General features: G+C 70.4%; 18 protein-coding genes. 12 read left to right on the top strand and 6 right to left on the bottom strand.

Annotated elements, in window-relative coordinates; translation table 11 throughout:
• Positions 1-623, bottom strand: a 623-nt coding sequence (locus tag G3I65_RS23995) for a cupin domain-containing protein (RefSeq protein ID WP_160698095.1), incomplete at its 3' end; no start/stop codon positions are given.
• A gap of 75 nt (positions 624-698) precedes the next feature.
• Here G3I65_RS23995 and G3I65_RS23990 point away from each other — a divergent pair.
• Both G3I65_RS23990 and G3I65_RS23985 read left to right on the top strand, forming a co-directional pair.
• Positions 699-1,103 (top strand): pyridoxamine 5'-phosphate oxidase family protein, encoded by a 405-nt coding sequence (locus G3I65_RS23990; RefSeq protein WP_160698094.1) that lies wholly within the window; start codon positions 699-701, stop codon positions 1,101-1,103.
• 27 nt (positions 1,104-1,130) lie between these two features.
• On the top strand, positions 1,131-1,490 hold the full coding sequence (locus G3I65_RS23985; RefSeq protein ID WP_160698093.1) for a DUF2255 family protein: 360 nt from the start codon (positions 1,131-1,133) through the stop codon (positions 1,488-1,490).
• Between the two features lie 48 nt (positions 1,491-1,538).
• Here the strand turns inward: G3I65_RS23985 and G3I65_RS23980 are convergent, their stop codons facing one another.
• The 4 genes from G3I65_RS23980 to G3I65_RS23965 all read right to left on the bottom strand — a co-directional run bounded on the left by G3I65_RS23980 (position 1,539) and on the right by G3I65_RS23965 (position 7,355).
• Complete coding sequence (locus G3I65_RS23980; RefSeq protein WP_160698092.1) at positions 1,539-2,612, bottom strand: ribonucleotide-diphosphate reductase subunit beta; 1,074 nt, start codon at positions 2,610-2,612, stop codon at positions 1,539-1,541.
• Positions 2,613-2,692: 80 nt separating this feature from the next.
• A complete protein-coding gene (locus G3I65_RS23975) occupies positions 2,693-5,557 on the bottom strand; it encodes a ribonucleoside-diphosphate reductase subunit alpha (RefSeq protein WP_160698091.1) in 2,865 nt (954 codons plus the stop codon).
• A 362-nt stretch (positions 5,558-5,919) separates the two neighbouring features.
• Positions 5,920-6,519 (bottom strand): acetoacetate decarboxylase family protein, encoded by a 600-nt coding sequence (locus G3I65_RS23970; protein WP_160698090.1) that lies wholly within the window; start codon positions 6,517-6,519, stop codon positions 5,920-5,922.
• Positions 6,516-7,355, bottom strand: coding sequence for an enoyl-CoA hydratase-related protein (locus G3I65_RS23965; protein ID WP_160698089.1), 840 nt, complete (start codon positions 7,353-7,355; stop codon positions 6,516-6,518). Before G3I65_RS23965 ends, G3I65_RS23970 begins: the two co-directional genes overlap by 4 nt.
• A gap of 141 nt (positions 7,356-7,496) precedes the next feature.
• Between G3I65_RS23965 and G3I65_RS23960 the strand changes: the two genes are divergently transcribed.
• The 9 genes from G3I65_RS23960 to G3I65_RS23920 all read left to right on the top strand — a co-directional run bounded on the left by G3I65_RS23960 (position 7,497) and on the right by G3I65_RS23920 (position 17,726).
• On the top strand, positions 7,497-8,288 hold the full coding sequence (locus tag G3I65_RS23960) for a TIGR03084 family metal-binding protein (protein ID WP_160698088.1): 792 nt from the start codon (positions 7,497-7,499) through the stop codon (positions 8,286-8,288).
• Positions 8,285-9,973 carry an acyclic terpene utilization AtuA family protein gene (locus tag G3I65_RS23955; RefSeq protein ID WP_160698087.1) on the top strand — a complete coding sequence of 563 codons (1,689 nt, stop codon included), beginning with the start codon at positions 8,285-8,287 and terminating at the stop codon, positions 9,971-9,973. The genes G3I65_RS23960 and G3I65_RS23955 overlap by 4 nt, the downstream gene beginning before the upstream one ends.
• On the top strand, positions 9,970-11,118 hold the full coding sequence (locus G3I65_RS23950; RefSeq protein ID WP_160698086.1) for an acyl-CoA dehydrogenase family protein: 1,149 nt from the start codon (positions 9,970-9,972) through the stop codon (positions 11,116-11,118). The genes G3I65_RS23955 and G3I65_RS23950 overlap by 4 nt, the downstream gene beginning before the upstream one ends.
• Positions 11,115-12,713, top strand: a complete 1,599-nt coding sequence (locus G3I65_RS23945; RefSeq protein ID WP_309235664.1) for a carboxyl transferase domain-containing protein — start codon at positions 11,115-11,117, stop codon at positions 12,711-12,713. The genes G3I65_RS23950 and G3I65_RS23945 overlap by 4 nt, the downstream gene beginning before the upstream one ends.
• A gap of 7 nt (positions 12,714-12,720) precedes the next feature.
• Complete coding sequence (locus G3I65_RS23940; protein WP_160698085.1) at positions 12,721-14,670, top strand: biotin carboxylase N-terminal domain-containing protein; 1,950 nt, start codon at positions 12,721-12,723, stop codon at positions 14,668-14,670.
• The gene (locus tag G3I65_RS23935; protein ID WP_160698084.1) at positions 14,667-15,833 is read left to right on the top strand and encodes an acyl-CoA dehydrogenase family protein; all 1,167 of its coding nucleotides are present in this window, start codon (positions 14,667-14,669) and stop codon (positions 15,831-15,833) included. The genes G3I65_RS23940 and G3I65_RS23935 overlap by 4 nt, the downstream gene beginning before the upstream one ends.
• A gap of 60 nt (positions 15,834-15,893) precedes the next feature.
• Positions 15,894-16,730, top strand: coding sequence for an NAD(P)-dependent oxidoreductase (locus G3I65_RS23930; RefSeq protein WP_160698083.1), 837 nt, complete (start codon positions 15,894-15,896; stop codon positions 16,728-16,730).
• Positions 16,727-17,329: a TetR/AcrR family transcriptional regulator gene (locus tag G3I65_RS23925; protein ID WP_160698082.1), complete on the top strand. Its 603-nt coding sequence runs from the start codon at positions 16,727-16,729 to the stop codon at positions 17,327-17,329. Before G3I65_RS23930 ends, G3I65_RS23925 begins: the two co-directional genes overlap by 4 nt.
• A gap of 139 nt (positions 17,330-17,468) precedes the next feature.
• The gene (locus G3I65_RS23920) at positions 17,469-17,726 is read left to right on the top strand and encodes a hypothetical protein (protein ID WP_160698081.1); all 258 of its coding nucleotides are present in this window, start codon (positions 17,469-17,471) and stop codon (positions 17,724-17,726) included.
• Between the two features lie 27 nt (positions 17,727-17,753).
• Here the strand turns inward: G3I65_RS23920 and map are convergent, their stop codons facing one another.
• Positions 17,754-18,539 (bottom strand): type I methionyl aminopeptidase, encoded by a 786-nt coding sequence (gene map, locus G3I65_RS23915; RefSeq protein WP_160698080.1) that lies wholly within the window; start codon positions 18,537-18,539, stop codon positions 17,754-17,756.
• 122 nt (positions 18,540-18,661) lie between these two features.
• On the opposite strand from map, the gene murJ reads away from it, so the two are divergent.
• Positions 18,662-20,443, top strand: coding sequence for a murein biosynthesis integral membrane protein MurJ (gene murJ / locus G3I65_RS23910; RefSeq protein ID WP_166640496.1), 1,782 nt, complete (start codon positions 18,662-18,664; stop codon positions 20,441-20,443).
• Positions 20,444-20,686 lie beyond the last annotated feature (243 nt).

Here is a 20,686-nt window from a genome sequence, read left to right as displayed (position 1 = left end):
AGCGCGTGGCCGACGACCGGGTCGCGTTGCGCGGTCCACCACGCCGGGGGTTCGCCGCCGGGCCGGTCGAACCACTCGCGCAGCGTGCAGACGAGCATCCAGTCGAGCAGCCGGTCCAGCACGACCTGCTGCCCCGGCGTGTCGGCGGCGACCTCGGCGGCGAGGTGGTCGAGAACGGCGTCCCCGGTGCCACCGCCGTCCACCCGCAGCACGACGGGCAGCGCGTCCAGCAGCGGGCGGCTGATCTCCCCGCCGACCGGGTAGGCGCCGACGATCAGCGTCGTGCCGCCGTCGCCGGGCTCGTACCAGCCCCGCCGGTGCCGCGTCCCGCCCTGCTCGGGCACGGCGCAGAACTCGCCGCAGTCGACGGGTTCGGCGCGCGTGCCGACTTCGTCGACGAAGCTGAACGTCCCGGGCCCGCGCACGACGACGGTCTCGTACGCCCGTAGCGGCTCGGCCGGGCCGTCTTCGGGCACGATCCACCCGGCGCCGTCGAGGACGGTGCAGAGGGTGAGCGGCGCGCCGTCGACGAAGCGCAGCGACCAGGGCGGGGAGAGCGCGGAGCTGCCGAAGAGCGAGCCGTGGGCCCGCACGCCGCGGAAGAGGTCACCGAGTACGTCCACGTCTCAGACGATCGCACAGGTATTTCGGTTCTTCACCCATGGGATCGTCCGGGCCGGGCGGGTTGAATCGGGGTCATGGACACCTTGACCCCCGCGGACCTCGACTTCCTCCGGCGCCCGCTGCACGGCTTCCTGACGGTGGCGGGCGGGCAACCGCGGCCGATCTGGTTCGAGGCCGCGGCGGACGGCACGCTGCAGCTGTTCTCGGAACCGGACGCACCCAAGGTCCGCCGCCTCCGCCGCGACCCGCGCGCGTCGATCGTCGTGGCGGCCCCGGTGGGCGAGCGCGAACGCTGGATTTCGGCCGAGGGCAGCGTTTCCCTGGAGCCGGACGGCGCCCACGCCCTGGCCGAGCGCCTGGCGGCCCGCTACTGGGACCTCGGCGACCCGTCCCGCGCCGCCGGTCTGAAGGAAATCCTGGCCGTGGACCCGCTCCGCTTGGTCCTGCACCCGGAGAAGGTGCGGCGCTACGCGTATTGACCGACATCGGCCGGGCACACTGGGGCCATGGCCGCCTGGACCCCCGAAGACCTCACCCTGTTCGCCGAGAGCCCGTCGCTCGTCCTGACCGCCGGGGCGGGCGGGGAACCCGGCGTGGAGCTGGGGATGGCCGTGGTCGGCGGCGAGCTGTACGTCCGCGCCTACCGCGGCGTCCGGTCGCGCTGGTACCAGGCGGCGCGGGAGCACGGCCGCGGCCGGATCGAGGTGGGCGGTGCCGCGCGCGAGGTCGTGCTCACGACCGGCGGGTTCGACCCGCCCGCCGGGCTGGAAGCCGCCTTCGCCGGCAAGTACGGCCCGGTGTCCGACGCCCTCGTCGCGACCCCGGACGCCCGGGCCGCGACCGTCCGGATCGACCCGGAGGCGTGAAAAAGCCCGGCCACGCCGCGAAGGCGTGGCCGGGCTCGGTGCGGGAACTCAGTCCCAGTCGAGGGCGCCGCCCGACTGGTACTCGATGACGCGGGTCTCGAAGAAGTTCTTCTCCTTCTTCAGGTCCATCGCCTCGGACATCCACGGGAACGGGTTCTCGGTCTCACCGAAGATCGGCGCGAGCCCGATCTGCTGCGCGCGGCGGTCGGTGATGAAGTGCATGTACTGCTCGCACAGCTGCGCCGACAGGCCGAGCATGCCGCGCGGCATGGTGTCGCGAGCGTAGTTGACCTCCAGCTCGCACGCCTCCTGCAGCATCCCGCGCACCTCGGCCTGGAACTCTTCGGTCCACAGGTGCGGGTTCTCGATCTTGATCTGGTTGATGCAGTCGATGCCGAAGTTCAGGTGGATCGACTCGTCGCGCAGGATGTACTGGTACTGCTCGGCGATGCCGACCATCTTGTTCCGGCGGCCTAGCGACAGGATCTGCGCGAAGCCGGTGTAGAACCACATGCCCTCGAAGATCACGTAGAACGCGACGAGGTCGCGCAGGAACGCCTGGTCGGCTTCCGGCGTGCCGGTCTCGAAGTCCGGGTTCTCCAGGTTCTGCGTGTACTTCAGCGCCCACGCGTCCTTGTCCGAAATGGACGGGACCTCGCGGTACATGTTGAACAGCTCGCCCTCGACCAGGCCGAGGCTTTCGCAGATGTACTGGAAGGTGTGCGTGTGCACGGCTTCCTCGAACGCCTGGCGCAGCAGGTACTGGCGGCACTCGGGGTTGGTGATCTGCCGGTACACCGCGAGCACGATGTTGTTGGCCACCAACGACTCCGCGGTCGCGAAGAAGCCGAGGTTGCGCTTGAGCATCTGCCGCTCGTCCTCGGTGAGGCCGTCCGGCGACTTCCACAGCGCGATGTCGGCCTGCATGGCGACCTCGGTCGGCATCCAGTGGTTGTTGCAGCCGGCGAGGTACTTCTCCCACGCCCACTTGTACTTCATCGGCAGCAGCTGGTTGACGTCGGCGCGCGCGTTGATCATGCGCTTGTCGTCGACGTTGATCCGGGCGGCGCCGACCTCGATCTCCCCGAGGCCGGTGGCGTCCGTCGTCTCCACGTTGGTCATGTCACTCACTTCGGCAGGCGGGGTCGTGAGTGTTTGGTCGGGTTAGAACCCGACCAAACACTCACGACCGGGCGGCGGGCTTACTGGCAGGCTTCGCAGTCGGGGTCGTCGATGCGGCAGGCGGCGCCTTCGGTGGCCACGAAGTCGACGTCGGGCTCCGGCTTGGGGGCGGGAGCAGGCGTCGGCGCGGGCGCCGGGGTGGCCGAGACGGCGTTCAGCTTGCCGTCGGTGCCGCGCAGGGTGCTCTTCTCCACGTGCGTCGCGGACTGCGCGCGCAGGTAGTACGTGGTCTTGAGGCCCTTGTGCCACGCGTAGCGGTACAGCTGGTCGAGCTTGCGGCCGCTCGGCGCCGCGATGTAGAGGTTCAGCGACTGCGCCTGGTCGATCCACTTCTGGCGCACCGAGCCGGCGTCCACGATCCACTTCGACTCGATCTCGAACGCCGTGGCGTACAACGCCTTCAGGTCGTCCGGGACGCGGTCGATCTGGCCGAGGCTGCCGTCGAAGTACTTGAGGTCCGACACCATGACCTCGTCCCACAGGCCACGCTGCTTGAGCGAGCGGACCAGGTGCGGGTTGACCACGGTGAAGTCGCCGGACATGTTCGACTTGACGAACAGGTTCTGGAACAGCGGCTCGATCGACTGGCCGACGCCGGAGATGTTGGAGATCGTCGCGGTCGGCGCGATCGCCATCACGTTGGAGTTGCGCATGCCGACGGTCTTGACGCGCTCGCGCAGCGGCGCCCAGTCCAAAGTGGACGAGGTGTCGACGTCGAGGGCGTCACCCTGGCGGGCGTCGATGAGCAGCTGCAGCGAGTCGATCGGCAGGATGCCCTTGCTCCACAGCGATCCCTCGAACGACTGGTACTGGCCGCGCTCCTCGGCGAGGTCGGTCGAGGCCGAGATCGCGTAGTAGGAGAGGTGCTCCATCGAGACGTCGGCGAACTTTACGGCCTCTTCGGAGGCGAAGGGGACGCCGATCTCGAACAGCGCGTCCTGGAAGCCCATGATGCCCAGGCCGACCGGGCGGTGGCGCAGGTTGGAGCGGCGCGCCTCCGGGATCGTGTAGAAGTTGATGTCGATCACGTTGTCCAGCATGCGGACGGCCGTGCGCACGGTCTTCTCGAGGCGCTTCGTGTCCAGGCCCTCGGGGGTGACGTGCTTGAGCAGGTTGACCGAGCCGAGGTTGCAGACCGCGACCTCTTCGCTGTTGGTGTTCAGCGTGATCTCGGTGCACAGGTTGGACGAGTGCACGACGCCGACGTGCTGCTGCGGCGAGCGCAGGTTGCACGGGTCCTTGAACGTGATCCACGGGTGGCCGGTCTCGAACAGCATGGTCAGCATGCGGCGCCACAGCTCCACCGCGCGGATCTTGCGGAAGACCTTGATCTCGCCGCGCGCGGCCATCGCCTCGTACTCGCGGTAGCGCTGCGCGAACTCGTTGCCGTACAGGTCGTGCAGGTCCGGCGTCTCGTTCGGCGAGAACAGCGTCCACTCGGCGTTCGCCTCGACGCGGCGGAGGAACTCGTCGGGCACCCAGTTCGCGGTGTTCATGTCGTGGGTGCGGCGGCGGTCGTCACCGGTGTTCTTGCGCAGGTCGAGGAACTCCTCGATGTCCACGTGCCACGTCTCGAGGTACGCGCACGCCGCGCCCTTGCGCTTGCCGCCCTGGTTGACCGCGACGGCGGTGTCGTTGGCGATCTTGAGGAACGGCACGACGCCCTGGGACTGGCCGTTGGTGCCCTTGATGTGCGCGCCGAGGCCGCGGACCGGGGTCCAGTCGTTGCCGAGGCCGCCCGAGTACTTGGCCAGCAGCGCGTTGTTCTTGTACGCCTGGAAGATCGAGTCCAGGTCGTCGTCCACGGTGGTCAGGAAGCAGGACGACAGCTGCGGGCGCGTGGTGCCCGAGTTGAACAGCGTCGGGGTGGACGCCATGAAGTGGAAGCTGGAGAGCAGCTCGTAGAACTCGATCGCGCGGGCTTCCTTGTCGGCCTCGCGGATGGCGAGCCCCATCGCGACGCGCATGAAGAACGCCTGCGGCAGCTCGAAGCGGGTGCCCTCGTGGTGCTGGAAGTACCGGTCGTACAGCGTCTGCAGGCCGAGGAACCCGAAGTCGAGGTCGCGCTCGGGCCGGATCGCGGCGGTGATCTTGTCGAGGTCGAAGCGCAGCAGCTCGCCGTCGACCAGCTCCAGCTCGACCGCGCGGCGCAGGTAGGCGCGGAAGTACGGCGCGTACTCGCTGGTCATCTCGTCCTGACTGGCCTGGCGCGGCTTGCCGGCCAGGTAGCTCAGCGCCTCGCCGCGCAGCTTGTCCAGCAGCAGGCGGGCGGAGACGAAGGAGTAGTTCGGCTCCTGCTCGACCAGCACGCGGGCGGCCAGGACCTGGGCCAGCGCCAGCTCGTCGGCGCTGATGCCGTCGTAGAGGTTGCGCTTGGCCTCGGCCAGCACCGGCTCCGCGGACACGTCCTCGAGCCCGGCGACGGCCTCACCCACGACGTGGGACACGCGGGCCCAGTCGAGCGGGCGCAGAACGCCGTCGGCGCCCTTGACGTTCAGGGTCGCTTCGGTGGTGGCGGGCTTGGCGGCCTCGCGGGCCTTGCTGCGCTCCTCGCGGTAGAGGACGTAGGCGCGGGCGACCTTGTGGTGCTCGCCGCGCATGAGGGCGAGCTCGACGATGTCCTGGATCTGCTCGATGTGCAGGGCGGTTTCGGGGCCGGCGTGGCGCAGCAGGGTGGTCTCGACCTGCTGGGTCAGCTCCGCGACGACGTGGTGCACGCGGGAGGACGCGGCGGCGTCGCCGCCCTCGACCGCGAGGAACGCCTTCGTCAGCGCGACCGAGATCTTCCCGGCGTCGAACGGCGACACGCTGCCGTCCCGCCGGATGACCCGGATCGCGGTGGGTGTGTCGGTCGCGGAGGGCCGCTGACCGGTTTCGACTGACATGCGTGTCTCCAAATTTGGGCGCGTTGGATCGCCGCACGCCCTCACGAGGCCGTGCGCTGCAGGTTCTTCAAAGCTGCCCGGCCACCCTCTGCAGCGGTCTCCCCGTCGCTGGGGGCTGCCGGTCACCAGAGACTACATGTAGGGGTCGCTCCCCGCGCGGGACCCAAGGGATGGCGTGTCGGGGGCTCACCCTGGCGGGTTACGTGATCACCCAGAGGTGCAGTTCACGCCGCGTGGGCCGGTGGTCCGGTCGGGTGCGCGGGCGGCGGGCCGATGACGTGAATGACTCATTCATGTCGTCTGGTGACATGAATGAGTCATTCACTACGTGCGGGGCGGGCGCTGCCGAGCGGCGGGCGGGCTCAGGCGCCGAAACGCAACTTCGAGGAAGGCAGTTCCAGGCTCGCCACCGGGCGTCGGCCGTCGAGGTAGCCCAGCGGGCCGTCCGGGTTGAAGCTCCAGTCCGCCGAGGCCGGGCGCGGGCTGACCTTCGCGCCCACCGGGGTCCGGAGCAGACCGTCGCGCTCCTGGACCACCTCGAACGACGTCGGGACCCGCAGCGGCAGGCCCGGGCGGCGCTTGAACGCCGCCGTCGCGATCCAGTCCTCGGACGTGGCCGCGGTCGCCGTGAAGGCGGGGCCGCCGGTGAAGTCCAGGGTGGCCAAGCCCTTCGGGATCGCCCACAGCTCGCGGCCGCCGGCCATCGACGCCTCGCTGTCGACCCAGATCTCCGTGATCGAGCACGACACGCGCCGGGCCTTGATCGACACCGCCGCCAGCAGCTCGTGGTAGCTCATCTGCCCCGGCGGGGTGTAGTCGATCCACGCCGTGAACACCGACGCCATCCCGGCGACCACCAAAGGCTCCGCGGGCAGCGCGGGAAGAGCGGACGGCGGCACGCGCCAGATCGAGACCCGCGCGTCGGCGGTCAGGTGCCAGGGCTGCGGTGGGTAGAGGCTCATTCGTCCAACCAGGGGAGATACGGAGGCAGGTCCTTCTCGACGCGCATGCCGAACTCCGGCGGCCGCTTCTGCAGGAACGACATGACGCCCTCGACGGCGTCCGCGCTCGCTCCCAAGCCGCCGATCAGCTTCGAATCCAGTTCGTGCACCGGGAACGGCGATTCCGCGCTCGCCATCCGGTAGAGCAGCTGGCGGGTCACCGCGACCGACACCGGCGCCGTCGTCGTGACGATTTCGTGGGCCAGCGCGTAGGCCTCGTCGAGGACCGTGCCGGCCGGGAAGACCTTGTGCACCAGGCCCTTTTCGAGCGCTTCGGCCGCGGGGAACACCCGGCCGCTGATCATCCAGTCCAAAGCCGTGCCCATGCCGACGAGCCGGGGGAGGAACCACGCCGACGCGCCTTCGGGGTAGATGCCGCGCCGCGTGAACACGAAGCCGAAGCGCGAATCCTCCGAGGCGAGCCGGTAGTCGCACGACAGCGTGATCGTGACGCCGCCGCCGACCGCCGCGCCGTGCAGGGCCGCGATGACCGGCTTGTTCATCGTGAAGATCCGCTTCGAGCACCGGCCGGCGGGTTCCTGCCACGCCGCGTCCGGGCCGGTCGACGGGTCGAAGTCGAAGCCGCCCTGCGAGAGGTCCGCGCCGACGCAGAAGTCCTTGCCCGCGCCGGTCAGCACGACGACGCGGACGTCCTCGTCGCGGTCCGCGCGGTCCATCGCCGCGCCGAGCTCGTCGGCCATCCGAATCGTGTAGCCGTTGCGCGCCTCGGGGCGGTTCAGCGTCACCGTGGCGATCCGGTCCGCGACGGCGTAGGTGATCTCGGCGTAGTCGGCCATGGTCAGGAAAGTATTGCAGTCCGACGCTACTGGCAAGATGTCAATAGTGTGTCCGCAGCGTCCGCGGTGAAACAATCAGGCGTGCTTGATTTTTCCGGCGGCCGGTGCGACGCTGGGCGCCAGGACGCAAGGAGGCGGCGGATGGCGGATCTCGGCGTGATCCTCGGGGATCTCGACGCGGAGACACAGACGATCGACGACGTGGTGGCGGACCTGCCGGCGCCGGACTGGGCGCGGGCGACACCGGCGGCGGGCTGGACCGTCGCGCACCAGATCGCGCACCTGGCCTGGACCGACCGCAAGGCCCTGATCGCGGCGGCGCACCCGGAAGACTGGCAGGCCGAGGTCGAGGAGCTGCTCAAGGCAGGAGAGACCTACGTCGACGACGGCGCCGAGGCCGGGGCGCGGCGGCCGCCCGCGGAGATCCTCGCGGACTGGCGGGAAGGCCGGGCCGCGCTGGCCGAGGCGCTCGCCGCGGTGCCGGACGGGCAGAAGCTGCCCTGGTACGGCCCGCCGATGAGCGCCGCCTCGATGGCGACCGCGCGGATGATGGAAACCTGGGCGCACGGCCAGGACGTCTTCGACGCGCTCGGCCTGACACGCGAGCCGACCGCCCGCATCTGGCACATCGCCCGCTTCGGCACCCGCACCCGCGACTTCGCCTACAAGGTCAACTCGCTCGCCCCGCCGGCGGAGGAGTTCCGCGTCGAACTCATCGCGCCGGACGGCACCACCTGGGCGTTCGGCCCGGAGGACGCCGAGCAGAAGCTGACCGGCAGCGCGCTGGACTTCTGCCTGGTCGTCACGCAGCGGCGGCACCCGGCCGACACCGACCTGGTCGCGCACGGCGACGGCGTCGAAGAGTGGCTCGGTATCGCGCAGGCCTTCGCCGGGCCGCCCGGGGAAGGCCGGAAGCCGGGGCAGTTCGCATGACTTACCGCATCGGCAACGCTTCCGGCTTCTACGGCGACCGGTTCTCCGCGGTCCGCGAGATGCTCACCGGCGGGCCCCTCGACGTCCTGACCGGCGACTACCTGGCCGAGCTGACCATGCTCATCCTCGGCCGCGACCGGATGAAGGACGCCAACCGCGGCTACGCCAAGACGTTCCTGCGCCAGATGGAGGAAAACCTCGGTCTGGCGCGGGAAAAGGGCGTCAAGATCGTCGCCAACGCGGGTGGCCTGAACCCCGCCGGGCTCGCGGACGCCCTCCGGGAGCTGGCGGCCAAGCTCGGGCTGGACGTCAAGATCGCGCACGTCGAAGGCGACGACCTCGTGGCCCGCGCGGACGAGCTGGACCTCGGGAAACCGTTGACCGCCAACGCTTACCTCGGCGCCTGGGGCATCGTCGAATGTCTCAACGCGGGCGCCGACGTCGTCGTCACCGGCCGCGTCACCGACGCCTCGGTGATCGTCGGCCCGGCCGCCGCGCACTACGGCTGGGCGCGCGACGACTTCGACGCCCTCGCCGGCGCGGTCGCGGCCGGGCACGTCATCGAATGCGGCGCCCAGGCCGCCGGCGGCAACTACGCCTTCTTCACCGAGCATTCCCTGGGCGTGCCGGGTTTCCCGATCGCCGAGATCGAGGCCGACGGCTCCAGTGTCATCACCAAGCACCCGGGCACCGGGGGAGTGGTGAACACCGGGACGGTCAAAGCCCAGCTGCTGTACGAGATCACCGGCGCGCGGTACGCCGGACCCGATGTGACGACCCGGTTCGACACGCTTTCTTTGAGCCAAGACGGACCCGACCGCGTCCGCATCTCCGGCGTCCACGGGGAAGCGCCGCCGCCGACGCTCAAGGTCGCGCTGAACACCCTCGGCGGGTTCCGCAACGAGACGACGTTCGTCCTCACCGGACTCGACATCGAGGCGAAAGCCGCGCTGGTGAAGGAACAGCTCGAAGCGTCCTTGAAGGACCGGCCGCCCGCCGACGTCCGCTGGACCCTCGCCCGGACCGACCACGCCGACGCCGACACCGAACAGACCGCGAGCGCGCTCCTGCACGTGGCCGTCAAGGACGCCGACCCCAAGGTCGCCGGGCGCGCGTTCACCGGCGCCGCCGTCGAGCTGGCGCTGGCCAGCTACCCCGGCTTCCACGTCACCGCGCCGCCGTCGGACGCCTCACCCTTCGGGGTCTACACCGCGGCTTACGTGGCCGCGGAGAAGGTCCCGCACGTCGCCGTGCTGCCGGACGGGATGCGAGTCGACATAGCGCCTTCGACGTCCACTCAGGACCTGTCCGATGTGGACGAGCCCGCGCTGCCCGAGCCCCTGGACCACGGGCCGGTGCGCCGCGTGCCCCTGGGCACCATCGCCGGGGCCCGCAGCGGCGACAAGGGCGGCAACGCCAACCTCGGCGTCTGGGTGCGGTCCGAAGAAGCGTGGCGCTGGCTGGTGCACCGGCTGACGGTCGCCGAGTTCAAGCTGCTGCTGCCCGAAACCGCGGACCTCCCGGTGACGCGCTACCTGTTGCCGAACCTGTGGGCGATGAACTTCGTCGTCGAAGGCATCCTCGGGCAGGGGGTCGCGTCGCAGGCGCGGTTCGACCCGCAGGCCAAGGCCTTCGGCGAATGGCTGCGCTCCCGTGAAATCGACGTCCCCGAGGTGCTCCTGTGACCGATCCCTTCCGGACGCCCGAACGGGCCGAGCTGCGCAAGACCGTCCGCCGGTTCGTCGAGCAGGAAGTCCTGCCGCACCTCGACGACTGGGAGCGTGCCGGCGAACTGCCGCGAGACCTGCACCGCAAAGCCGGCGAGCTGGGCCTGCTCGGCGTCGCCTTCCCCGAGGAGATCGGCGGCGGCGACGGCAACTACCTCGACGCGCTGGTCGTCGCCGAGGAGATGCACTACGCGGGCGGCTCCGGCGGACTCTTCGCGTCGCTGTTCACCTGCGGCATCGCCGTGCCGCACATCGCCGAGGCGAACGACCCGGTGCAGATCGAGCGCTGGGTCCGCCCGACGCTGACCGGCGACAAGATCGGTTCGCTGGCCGTCACCGAGCCCGACGGCGGGTCCGACGTCGCCGGGATCCGGACCACCGCCGTGCGCGAGGGCGACGAATACGTCATCAACGGCGCCAAGACCTACATCACCTCCGGCTGCCGCGCCGACTTCGTCACGACGGTCGTGCGCACCGGCGGCGACGGCGCGCACGGGCTCTCGCTGATCGTCGTCGAACGCGGGACACCCGGGTTCACCGTGTCGCGCAAGCTGGAGAAGATGGGCTGGCTCTGCTCCGACACCGCCGAACTGTCCTACGTGGACGTCCGCGTTCCGGTGGAGAACCTGGTCGGCGCCGAGAACAGCGGGTTCGCGCAGGTGGCCACCCAGTTCGTCACCGAACGGCTTTCCCTGGCCGTGCAGGCGTACGCGCACGCGCAGCGAGCCCTCGACCTGACGCTGGACTGGTGCCGGCTGCGCGAGACGTTCGGCCGTCCGCTCATCTCGCGGCAGGTCGTGCAGCACAAGCTGACCGAGATGGCGCGTCGCGTGGACGTGGCCCGGACCTACACCCGGCAGGCCGCGATCCGGCACGTCTCGGGGGAAGAGGTCATCGCCGAAGCCTGTTTCGCCAAGAACACCGCCGTCGAGGCCGCCGAGTGGGTGGTCAACGAGGCCGTCCAGCTGCACGGCGGGCTCGGCTACATGCGCGAGTCCGAAGTGGAGCGGCACTACCGCGACGTCCGGATCCTCGGTATCGGCGGCGGCACCACCGAGATCCTCACCGGCCTGGCCGCGAAGCGATTGGGATACACCTCGTGACTGCTCTGAGGTCCACTGTGGACACGCGGGCCGCCGAGTTCGGCGCGAACCGCGAAGCGATGCTGGAGAAGCTCGCCGAGATCGACGCCGAGCAGGCCAAGGCCGTGGCCGGCGGCGGCGAGAAGTACGTCGAGCGCCACCGCAAGCGCGGCAAGCTGCTGGCCCGCGAGCGGATCGAGCTGCTGCTCGACCAGGACTCGCCGTTCCTGGAACTGTCCCCGCTGGCCGCGTGGGGCACCGACTACCGCGTTGGCGCCAGCCTGGTGACCGGCATCGGGGTCGTCGAAGGTGTCGAGTGCCTGATCTCGGCGAGCGACCCGACGGTCAAGGGCGGCGCGAGCAACCCGTGGACGACGAAGAAGTCCTTCCGGGCGGCGGACATCGCCGCGCAGAACCGGCTGCCGTCGATCAACCTCGTCGAGTCCGGCGGCGCGGATCTGCCTACGCAGAAAGAAATCTTCATCCCGGGCGGCCGGATCTTCCGGGACATCACGCGGGCCTCGGCCGCGGGCTGCCCGACGGTCGCGCTGGTCTTCGGCAACTCCACCGCCGGTGGGGCGTACCTGCCGGGCATGTCGGACTACGTCGTGATGGTCAAGGAACGCGCGAAGGTGTTCCTCGGCGGGCCGCCGCTGGTCAAGATGGCGACCGGTGAGGAGTCCGACGACGAGTCGCTCGGTGGCGCCGAGATGCACGCGCGGACGTCCGGCCTGGCCGACTACCTGGCCGTCGACGAGCAGGACGCGATCCGGCTGGGCCGCAACATCATCAAGCGGCTCAACTGGACCAAGCAGGGTCCGACGCCCAAGCCGGACTACGCCGAGCCGCTGTACGACGCCGAGGACCTGCTCGGGATCGTGCCGACCGACCTCAAGGTGCCGTTCGACCCGCGTGAGGTGATCGCCCGCGTCGTCGACGGCTCCGACTTCGACGAGTTCAAGCCGCTCTACGGCTCGTCGCTCGTGACGGGCTGGGCAAGTATCCACGGCTACCCGGTCGGCGTGCTGGCCAACGCCCAGGGCGTGCTGTTCGGCGAAGAGTCGCAGAAGGCCGCGCAGTTCATCCAGCTGGCCAACCAGATCCACACGCCGCTGGTGTTCCTGCACAACACGACCGGCTACATGGTCGGCAAGGAGTACGAGCAGAGCGGCATCATCAAGCACGGCGCGATGATGATCAACGCCGTCTCGAACTCGAAGGTGCCGCACCTGTCCGTCCTCATGGGAGCGTCCTACGGCGCCGGCCACTACGGGATGTGCGGCCGCGCCTACGATCCGCGCTTCCTGTTCGCCTGGCCGAGCGCGAAGTCCGCGGTGATGGGCCCGGCGCAGCTGGCCGGCGTGCTCTCCATCGTGGCCCGTGCCGCCGCCGAGTCGCGCGGCCAGGAGTACAACGAGGAGCACGACAAGGCCATGCGCGCCATGGTGGAAGGCCAGATCGAAGCCGAGTCGATGCCGATGTTCCTCTCCGGCATGCTCTACGACGACGGCATCATCGACCCGCGCGACACCCGCACCGTGCTGGGCTTGAGCCTGTCCGCGATCCACAATGGACCAGTGAAGGGCGCCGAGGGCTTCGGCGTCTTCCGGATGTGAGTGAGCGATGATCCAGAACCTGCTGGTCGCCAACCGCGGCGAGATCGCCCGCCGCGTCTTCTCGAGCTGCCGCGACGCCGGGATCGGCACGGTCGCGGTGTTCTCCGACGCCGATGCCGCCGCGCCGCACGTCCTCGAAGCCGACGCGGCCGTCCGGCTGCCCGGCAACGCGCCGTCCGAGACGTACCTGCGGGCCGAGCTGCTGGTGAAGGCCGCGGCCGAAACCGGCGCCGACGCCGTCCACCCCGGGTACGGCTTCCTGTCCGAGAACGCCGCCTTCGCCCGTGCCGTCCTCGACGCGGGGCTGACCTGGGTCGGGCCACCGCCGGAGGCCATCGAGACCATGGGCTCCAAGGTGGAGTCCAAGCGGCTGATGGCCGCCGCCGGGGTCCCGGTGCTGTCCGAACTGGACCCGGCGTCGGTGACCGCCGACGACTTGCCGTTGCTGGTCAAGGCGTCCGCCGGGGGTGGTGGGCGCGGCATGCGCGTGGTCCGCTCCCTTGACGAGTTGGCCGAGGCGGTGGAGGGCGCGAGCGCCGAGGCGGGGTCCGCGTTCGGCGACCCGACCGTGTTCTGCGAGCGGTACCTGGAGACCGGCCGCCACATCGAGGTCCAGGTCCTGGCTGATCAGCACGGCACGGTGTGGGCGGTGGGGGAGCGGGAGTGCTCGATCCAGCGTCGGCACCAGAAGGTCGTCGAAGAGGCGCCGTCGCCGTTCGTCGACGCCGCCATGCGCGAGGAGCTGTTCGACGCCGCGCGCAAGGCCGCCAAGGCGATCGACTACGTCGGCGCGGGCACGGTCGAGTTCCTCGCCGGGCCGGACGGGCGGTTCTACTTCCTCGAGATGAACACCCGGCTGCAGGTCGAGCACCCGGTCACCGAGAACGTCACCGGCCTCGACCTGGTCGCGCTGCAACTGCGCGTCGCCGAGGGCGAGCGGCTCCCGGCCGACCCGCCGCCGACCGTCGGGCACTCCATCGAGGTCCGGCTCTACGCCGAGGACCCGGCGGCGAACTGGCAGCCGCAGAGCGGCACGCTCCACACGTTCGAAGTGCCCGATGTGGACCGTTCGTTCACGCACGGGCCCGGACTGCGGCTCGACTCCGGCTTCGAAACCGGTTCGGTGGTGGGCGTCCACTACGACCCGATGCTCGCCAAGGTGATCACCTGGGCGCCTACCCGCGCCGAAGCCGCCCGCCGGCTCGCGAAAGCCTTGGCGGCGGCGAAGATCCACGGTGTCGTCACCAACCGCGATCTCCTGGTGCGCATCCTGCGCCACGAGGCGTTCCTGGCCGGGGAGACCGACACGGCGTTCTTCGACCGCCACGGTCTCGACACCCTCGCTGCGCCACTGGCCACAGTGGACACCGAACGGCTGTCCGCCCTCGCGTCGGCCTTGGCGGACGCGGCGGGCAACCGGGCGTCGGCGACCACCCAGCGCAGGCTGCCGAGTGGCTGGCGCAACGTCCGTTCGGCCGGGCAGCGCAAGGTCTTCACGGTCGCGGACCGCGAGTACGAGGTCGTCTACTCGCTGACCCGGGACGGCCTCCGCGCCGAAGGTTTCGACGTGGAACTGGTGTCGAGCGAGCCCGGCCGGGTCGTGCTGGACGTCGCGGGAGTGCGGCGCACGTTCGACGTCGCCCGCCACGATGGCGTGTCCTACGTGGACTCGTCGCTCGGGTCGGTGGCGCTGAAGACCGAACCGCGGTTCGCCGATCCGGACGCCGCTCTCGCGGCGGGCTCGCTGGTCGCGCCGATGCCGGGCACCGTCGTCCGGCTCGCCGTGCAGGCCGGGGACCCGGTCAAGGCGGGCGACCCGTTGCTGTGGCTCGAAGCGATGAAGATGGAACACCGGATCGCCGCCCCCGCCGACGGCGTGGTCGCGGAGCTGCCGGTGACGGTGGGACAGCAGGTCGAAGTGGGCACGATCCTCGCGGTGGTGGGAGAAGCAGAATGAACGCCATGAACTTCATCGAGCCGGAGGAGCGGATCGCGCTCCGCAAGGCCGTCGCCGAGCTGGGCGCCAAGTACGGGCACGAGTACTACGCCCGCAAGGCCCGCGCCGGCGAGAAGACGCACGAACTCTGGGACGAGGCCGGGCGGCTGGGCTACCTCGGCGTCAACATCCCCGAGGAGTACGGCGGCGGGGGCGCGGGCATCGCCGACCTCGCCGCGGTGCTCGAAGAACTCGCCGCCGTGGGCTCGCCGCTGCTGCTCATGGTCGTCTCGCCGGCCATCTGCGGCACCGTGATCTCCCGCTTCGGCACCGAAGAGCAGAAGAAGCAGTGGCTGCCGGGCATCGCCGACGGCAGCAAGCGGATGGTCTTCGCGATCACCGAGCCGGACGCCGGCTCGAACTCGCACAAGATCACCACCACCGCCAAGCGCGACGGCGACGGCTGGGTCCTCAGTGGACGCAAGGTCTTCATCTCGGGCGTCGACGAGGCCGACGCCGTGCTCGTCGTCGGCCGCATGGAGGACTCCAGGACCGGCAAGCTCAAGCCGGCGCTGTTCATCCTGCCGACGGGGACCGAGGGCTTCGAGTACACGAAGATCCCGATGGACATCATCGCGCCGGAGAACCAGTTCTCGCTGTTCCTGGACGACGTCAAGCTCCCGGCCGAAGCGCTCGTCGGCGAGGAGGACGCGGCGATCGCGCAGCTGTTCGCGGGCCTCAACCCGGAACGCATCATGGGCGCGTCGTTCTCGCTCGGCATCGCCCGGTACGCGCTTTCGAAGGCGGTCGGGTACGCGAACGAGCGGCAGGTCTGGGGCGCGCCGATCGGCACCCACCAGGGCCTCGCGCACCCCCTCGCGGAGATCAAGATCGAGCTGGAGCTGGCCAAGCTGATGACGCAGAAGGCGGCGTCGCTCTACGACTCCGGCGACGACTTCGGCGCGGGCGAGTCGGCCAACATGGCCAAGTACGCCGCCGCCGAGGTGGCCATCCGCGCGACCGACCAGGCCGTCCAGACCCACGGCGGCAACGGCCTCGCCAGCGAGTACGGCCTCGGCACGCTCGTCACGGCGGTGCGGCTGGGGCGGATCGCGCCGGTCAGCCGCGAGATGGTGCTCAACTTCGTCGGCCAGCACAGCCTCGGCCTCCCCAAGTCCTACTGACTACCGACCCCGAAGCGTCACTTTCCCCGAGAAAGATGCGTCGCCTCACGGAGGTTTTACATGGCTGGATTGACGGGTAGGACCATCATCATGTCCGGTGGCAGCCGCGGCATCGGCGAGGCGATCGCGCTGCGCGCGGCCGCTGACGGCGCGAACGTCGCGCTGCTGGCGAAGACGGCCGAGCCGCACCCGAAGCTGCCCGGCACGATCTACACCGCGGCGGAGGCGATCGAGAAGGCGGGCGGGCACGCGCTGCCGATCCTCGGCGACGTCCGCGACGACGACGGGGTCGCCGCGGCGGTCGCGAAGACCGTCGAACAGTTCGGCGGCATCGACATCGTCGTGAACAACGCGAGCGCGATCGACCTGACGCCGACCGAGCAGGTCAGCATGAAGCGCTACGACCTCATGCAGGACATCAACGCGCGCGGCACGTTCCTGCTGTCCAAACTGGCCATCCCGCACCTGAAGAACGCGGCCAACGGCCACATCCTGACGCTGTCGCCGCCGATCAGCCTCGACGAGAAGTGGTTCACCGCCGGGCACCTCGCGTACAGCATCGCGAAGTACTCGATGAGCCTGGTGACCGTCGGGCTCGCGGCCGAGCTGAAGAAGGACGGGATCGCGGCGAACTCGCTGTGGCCGCGCACGACGATCGACACGGCGGCGATCCGCAACGTCGTCGGCGCCGAACTGGCGTCGCGCAGCCGGACGCCGGAGATCATGGCCGACGCCGCGTACGCGATCCTGACCAAGCCGAGCCGGGAGGTCACCGGGAACTTCTTCCTCGACGACGAGGTGCTGCGGGCGGAGGGTGTCACCGACTTCGCGAAGTACCGCGTCGGCGACACGGCGGAGGAAGACCTGCAGCTCGACTTCTGGGTGGACCCGGCTTGACCGGCGTCCGCGAACCCCAGCAGGAACGCAGCCGCACCACGCGGCGGCGGCTGATCGAGGCCGCGCTCGACAGCTTCGGCGAGCGCGGCTGGCACGGCGTCACGGTGGCCGGGATCGCCGAGCGCGCCGGCGTTTCCCGCGGCGCCGCCCAGCACCACTTCCCGGCGCGCGAGGACCTCGTGGTGGCGGCGGTCGACCTGCTGGGGCAGTCCCAGATCGACGAGCTGCGCGCCCAGGCCGCGGACCTGCCGACCGGCGCGTCCCGGATCGAGCGCGTCGTCGAGATGGTGCTGAACCTCTACACCGGTCCGCTGTTCCGCGCCGCCCTCCAGCTGTGGGCGGTCGCGGCGACCGACGACGCCCTCCGGGACGTGCTGGTCCCGCTGGAGGCGAGGGTCGGCCGCGAGGCGCACCGGGTGACGGTGGAGCTCCTGGGCGTCGACGAGTCCCGGCCGGGGGTGCGCGAGCTGGTCCAGGCCACCCTGGACCTGGGCCGCGGGCTCGGCCTGGCGAACTTGCTGACCGACGACGCGCGCAGGCGGAAGCAGATCGTGCGGGAGTGGGCGCGCACCCTGGAGCTGCGCCTCGCCGACGGCTGACGTCGCCGCCCGCTCCCGAACCGGTCCGAGACCCAGTGGAACCCCACTCGCACCCGAAACGTCATAGTGCCGTAAGTAACACAATCGGCCCAACGGGCGAATGACTATGCGTAGCGGTTTCGAGGAGAAAGGCGTTCCGGTGTCCGGTTCAGGAGTCGAGCTCACCCACCGCGCGATGGCGATGCTGAAGGCGGTGGCGGCGGGGCGCGCGCAGATGTCGTGCAGCTGCGAGCCCGACCTGTTCATCGACGGATTCGCCTGCTGCGATCAGATGACCGCCCACGCGCTCGCCCACGGCGGCTACCTGCGGCCCGCCGTCGAAGCCGCCGCCGGGCGGGTGCCCGCCGAGCTCACCGAGGCCGGCCGGGCCGCGCTGGAGATCACCGTCGCCGCCTGACGCGGGTCACGCAGCGTCGCGGATCGCTCAGCTGTTCCCGAGCTCCGCTTCGCGCCTGGTCAGCACGCGGGGCTCATCCTCGGTGACCGCGACCGTGTGCTCGGAGTGCGCCGTGCGGGAGCCGTCGGCCGAGCGGATGGTCCAGCCGTCGGGGTCGAACACGATCCGGTCGGTGGTGCGCGCGAACCACGGCTCGAGCGCCAGCGTCAGGCCCGGCTTGAGCGGCATCCCGCGGCCCGCCTTGCCCTTGTTGGGGACGTGCAGGTCCTCGTGCATGGTGCGGCCGATGCCGTGCCCGCCGAACTCGGTGTTGACCGGGTAGCCGTACTCGCGGGCCACCGCCCAGATCGCCGCGGAGATGTCGCCCAGCCGGTTGCCGGGGCGGGTCACCTCGATCGCCGCTTCCAGTGCTTCCTCGGTGGCGCGGATGATCCGCAGGTCCTCCTCGGCGGGGGTGCCGACGATGACCGTGCGCGCCGAGTCGGCCGTCCAGCCGTCGACGCTCACCGCGAGGTCGGCGGTGAGCACGTCGCCGTCGCGCAGCACGTAGTCGTGGGGCAGGCCGTGCAGCACGGCGTCGTTGACCGACAGGCAGATGACGTTGCGGAACGGGCCCTTGCCGAAGGACGGCGCGTAGTCCCAGTAGCACGACTCCGCCCCGCGCCGCTTGATCATGCCGCGCGCGTGGTGCTCCAGGTCCATGAGGTTGACGCCCACGTCGGCGAGCCCGCCGACCTCGGTCAGCACCTCGGCGACGAAGCGCCCGGCGACGTGCATGCGGTCGACTTCCGCCGGCGTCTTCAGTTCGATCACGAAAACCTCTCGGTACCCGGTTGGTATAGTTATACCGGAACCGTAGCACGAATCCGGTATAGGAATACCAGTCGGGTCCGGAGCGGGGACGAAACCCCGTCCGACCTGGCAGGCTTGGGCCCATGGCGGAACCCCCACCACCCGTGGACGACGACGCGACGGTCTTCCTCCCGCGCGAGCTGCGCGGCCCGCACTGGCCGACGCGTGACCTCGACGTCTCCCGGCGGCCCTACGACGAGTTCGCGACCCAGATCGTCGCGCGCCCGCCCGCGTCCCCGGTCAGCGCCGGCCGCGGCGAGGGCGCCGGTTCGTCGCTGGCCCGCTCGAGCGGGCGGATGGCGGTCGCCTCCGCGGTCAGCCGGGTCACCGGGTTCGTCGCCAAGCTGCTGCTGGCCGCCGTGGTCGGGACCGGCGTCGTCAACGACTCCTTCACCGTCGCGAACACGCTGCCCAACATCGTCTTCGAACTGCTCTTCGGCGGCGTGCTCGCCAGCGTCGTCGTCCCGCTGCTCGTGCGGTCCCACGACGACCCGGACGGCGGCCGCGCCTACACCCAGCGGCTGATCACGATGGCGCTGGTGCTGCTCACCGTCGGCACGGCGGTCGCGGTGGCGATCGCCCCGCTGTTCACCGCGCTCTACGTCGACAAATCGTCCGCGGAGGCCAATCCCGGGCTGACCACCGCGCTCGCGTACCTGCTGCTGCCGCAGATCCTCTTCTACGGCCTCTTCGCGCTGCTGTCGGCGATCCTCAACGCGCAGAACGTCTTCGGGCCGCCGGCCTGGGCGCCGGTGCTCAACAACGTCGTCGTCACCGGCACGCTCGTGGTGTTCGCCGTCGTGCCGGGGGAGCTGACCCTCGACCCGGTCCGGATGAGCGACCCGAAGCTGCTCGTGCTCGGCCTCGGCACCACGCTCGGCATCGTCGCCCAAGCCGTCGTGCTGATCCCGGCGTTGCTGCGCACGGGGTTCCGGTTCCGCTGGCGCTGGGGGTTCGACCCGCGGATCAAGGAGTTCGGCGGGCTCGCCGCGTGGATCCTCGGCTACGTCGTGGTCAGCCACGTCGGGTTCGTCGTCACCACCCGGGTGCTGACCGGCGGCACTCGCGGCGGGGTCACGGCGTACAGCTACGCGTCCCTGCTTTTCCAGCTGCCGTACGGGATCCTCGGCGTTTCGCTGCTGACCGCGCTGATGCCGCGGATGAGCCGGGCCGCCGCGGACGGGGACACGGGGTCGCTCGTCGGCGACCTTTCGCTCGCCTCCCGGATGTCGACGGTGCTGTTCGTGCCGATCTCGGCGGTGCTGGCCGTGGTCGGCACCCCGGTCGGTATCGCGATCTTCACCTGGGGCCGCGGCACGCTGGCGGACGCCGAACGGCTGGGCCAGACCCTCGCCGTCTCGGCCGTCGGGCTGCTGCCGTTCGCGCTGGTCATGTTGCAGCTACGGGTGTTCTACGCGATGAAGGATGCCCGGACGCCGACGCTGATCATGCTCGTGATGACCGCGGTGAAGATCCCGCTGCTGCTGCTCTGCCGGGGCCTGCTCGACGGGGACCACATCGTCTACGGCGTGATGCTCGTCAACGGCGCCGGGTTCGTGGTCGGCGCCGTGCTAGGCCAGGTCTGGCTGTGGGTCCGGCTCGGCCACCTGCGCAGCAAGCGGTCGCTGCGGGTCGGCCTGATCGTGCTGGGAGCGAGCGCCCTCGGGGTCGGGGCCGCGGTGCTCGCCGGCTACGCCGTGCCCGGCTCGCTCGGCGCGATCGCGGGCGCCTGGGTGAAACTGCCGGTCCAGACCTTGCTCGGGATGGCCGTCCCGTTCGGGTTGCTGGCGCTGCTCAAGCTCCCCGAATTCACCCCCGTGACGCGGCGCGTGGCCGGTCTCCTGCGGCGGCTCTCGCCTCGTTGACGACTACGGCCACCGACCCCGATCGGATGTCTCGAAACGATTACGAGACCGCTGCGATCAGCGCGTTTACAATTCCGGCGCGGCTTCCTACGATCACCCGGATCAGCGATGGGGCGGAGGTCGTGCATGACGCGCAGTGCGCGCAGGCGGCGGGATCGGGTCACGGTCGACGAACTGCTGCGGGCCGCCGGCGCGCGGCCGCGCAAACCCGGTTCACGCTCGGCCGAAGCGGCGGCCCGGCGC

The sequence above is a fragment of the Amycolatopsis sp. SID8362 genome, assembly GCF_010550475.1.
Lineage (GTDB): Bacteria > Actinomycetota > Actinomycetes > Mycobacteriales > Pseudonocardiaceae > Amycolatopsis > Amycolatopsis eburnea.
The sequence above is the reverse complement of the archived record's forward strand: the minus strand, read 5'-3'. Positions and strand labels throughout refer to the sequence as shown.

Excerpts from the sequence above, each read along its gene's own strand:
- G3I65_RS23935 (WP_160698084.1), top strand. The coding sequence starts at position 14,667 with ATGAACGCCATGAACTTCATCGAGCCGGAGGAGCGGATCGCGCTCCGC.
- G3I65_RS23980 (WP_160698092.1), bottom strand. The coding sequence starts at position 2,612 with ATGACCAACGTGGAGACGACGGACGCCACCGGCCTCGGGGAGATCGAG.
- G3I65_RS23965 (WP_160698089.1), bottom strand. The coding sequence starts at position 7,355 with ATGGCCGACTACGCCGAGATCACCTACGCCGTCGCGGACCGGATCGCC.
- G3I65_RS23990 (WP_160698094.1), top strand. The coding sequence starts at position 699 with ATGGACACCTTGACCCCCGCGGACCTCGACTTCCTCCGGCGCCCGCTG.
- G3I65_RS23930 (WP_160698083.1), top strand. The coding sequence starts at position 15,894 with ATGGCTGGATTGACGGGTAGGACCATCATCATGTCCGGTGGCAGCCGC.
- G3I65_RS23955 (WP_160698087.1), top strand. The coding sequence starts at position 8,285 with ATGACTTACCGCATCGGCAACGCTTCCGGCTTCTACGGCGACCGGTTC.
- G3I65_RS23960 (WP_160698088.1), top strand. The coding sequence starts at position 7,497 with ATGGCGGATCTCGGCGTGATCCTCGGGGATCTCGACGCGGAGACACAG.
- G3I65_RS23985 (WP_160698093.1), top strand. The coding sequence starts at position 1,131 with ATGGCCGCCTGGACCCCCGAAGACCTCACCCTGTTCGCCGAGAGCCCG.
- G3I65_RS23970 (WP_160698090.1), bottom strand. The coding sequence starts at position 6,519 with ATGAGCCTCTACCCACCGCAGCCCTGGCACCTGACCGCCGACGCGCGG.
- G3I65_RS23975 (WP_160698091.1), bottom strand. The coding sequence starts at position 5,557 with ATGTCAGTCGAAACCGGTCAGCGGCCCTCCGCGACCGACACACCCACC.
- G3I65_RS23940 (WP_160698085.1), top strand. The coding sequence starts at position 12,721 with ATGATCCAGAACCTGCTGGTCGCCAACCGCGGCGAGATCGCCCGCCGC.
- murJ (WP_166640496.1), top strand. The coding sequence starts at position 18,662 with ATGGCGGAACCCCCACCACCCGTGGACGACGACGCGACGGTCTTCCTC.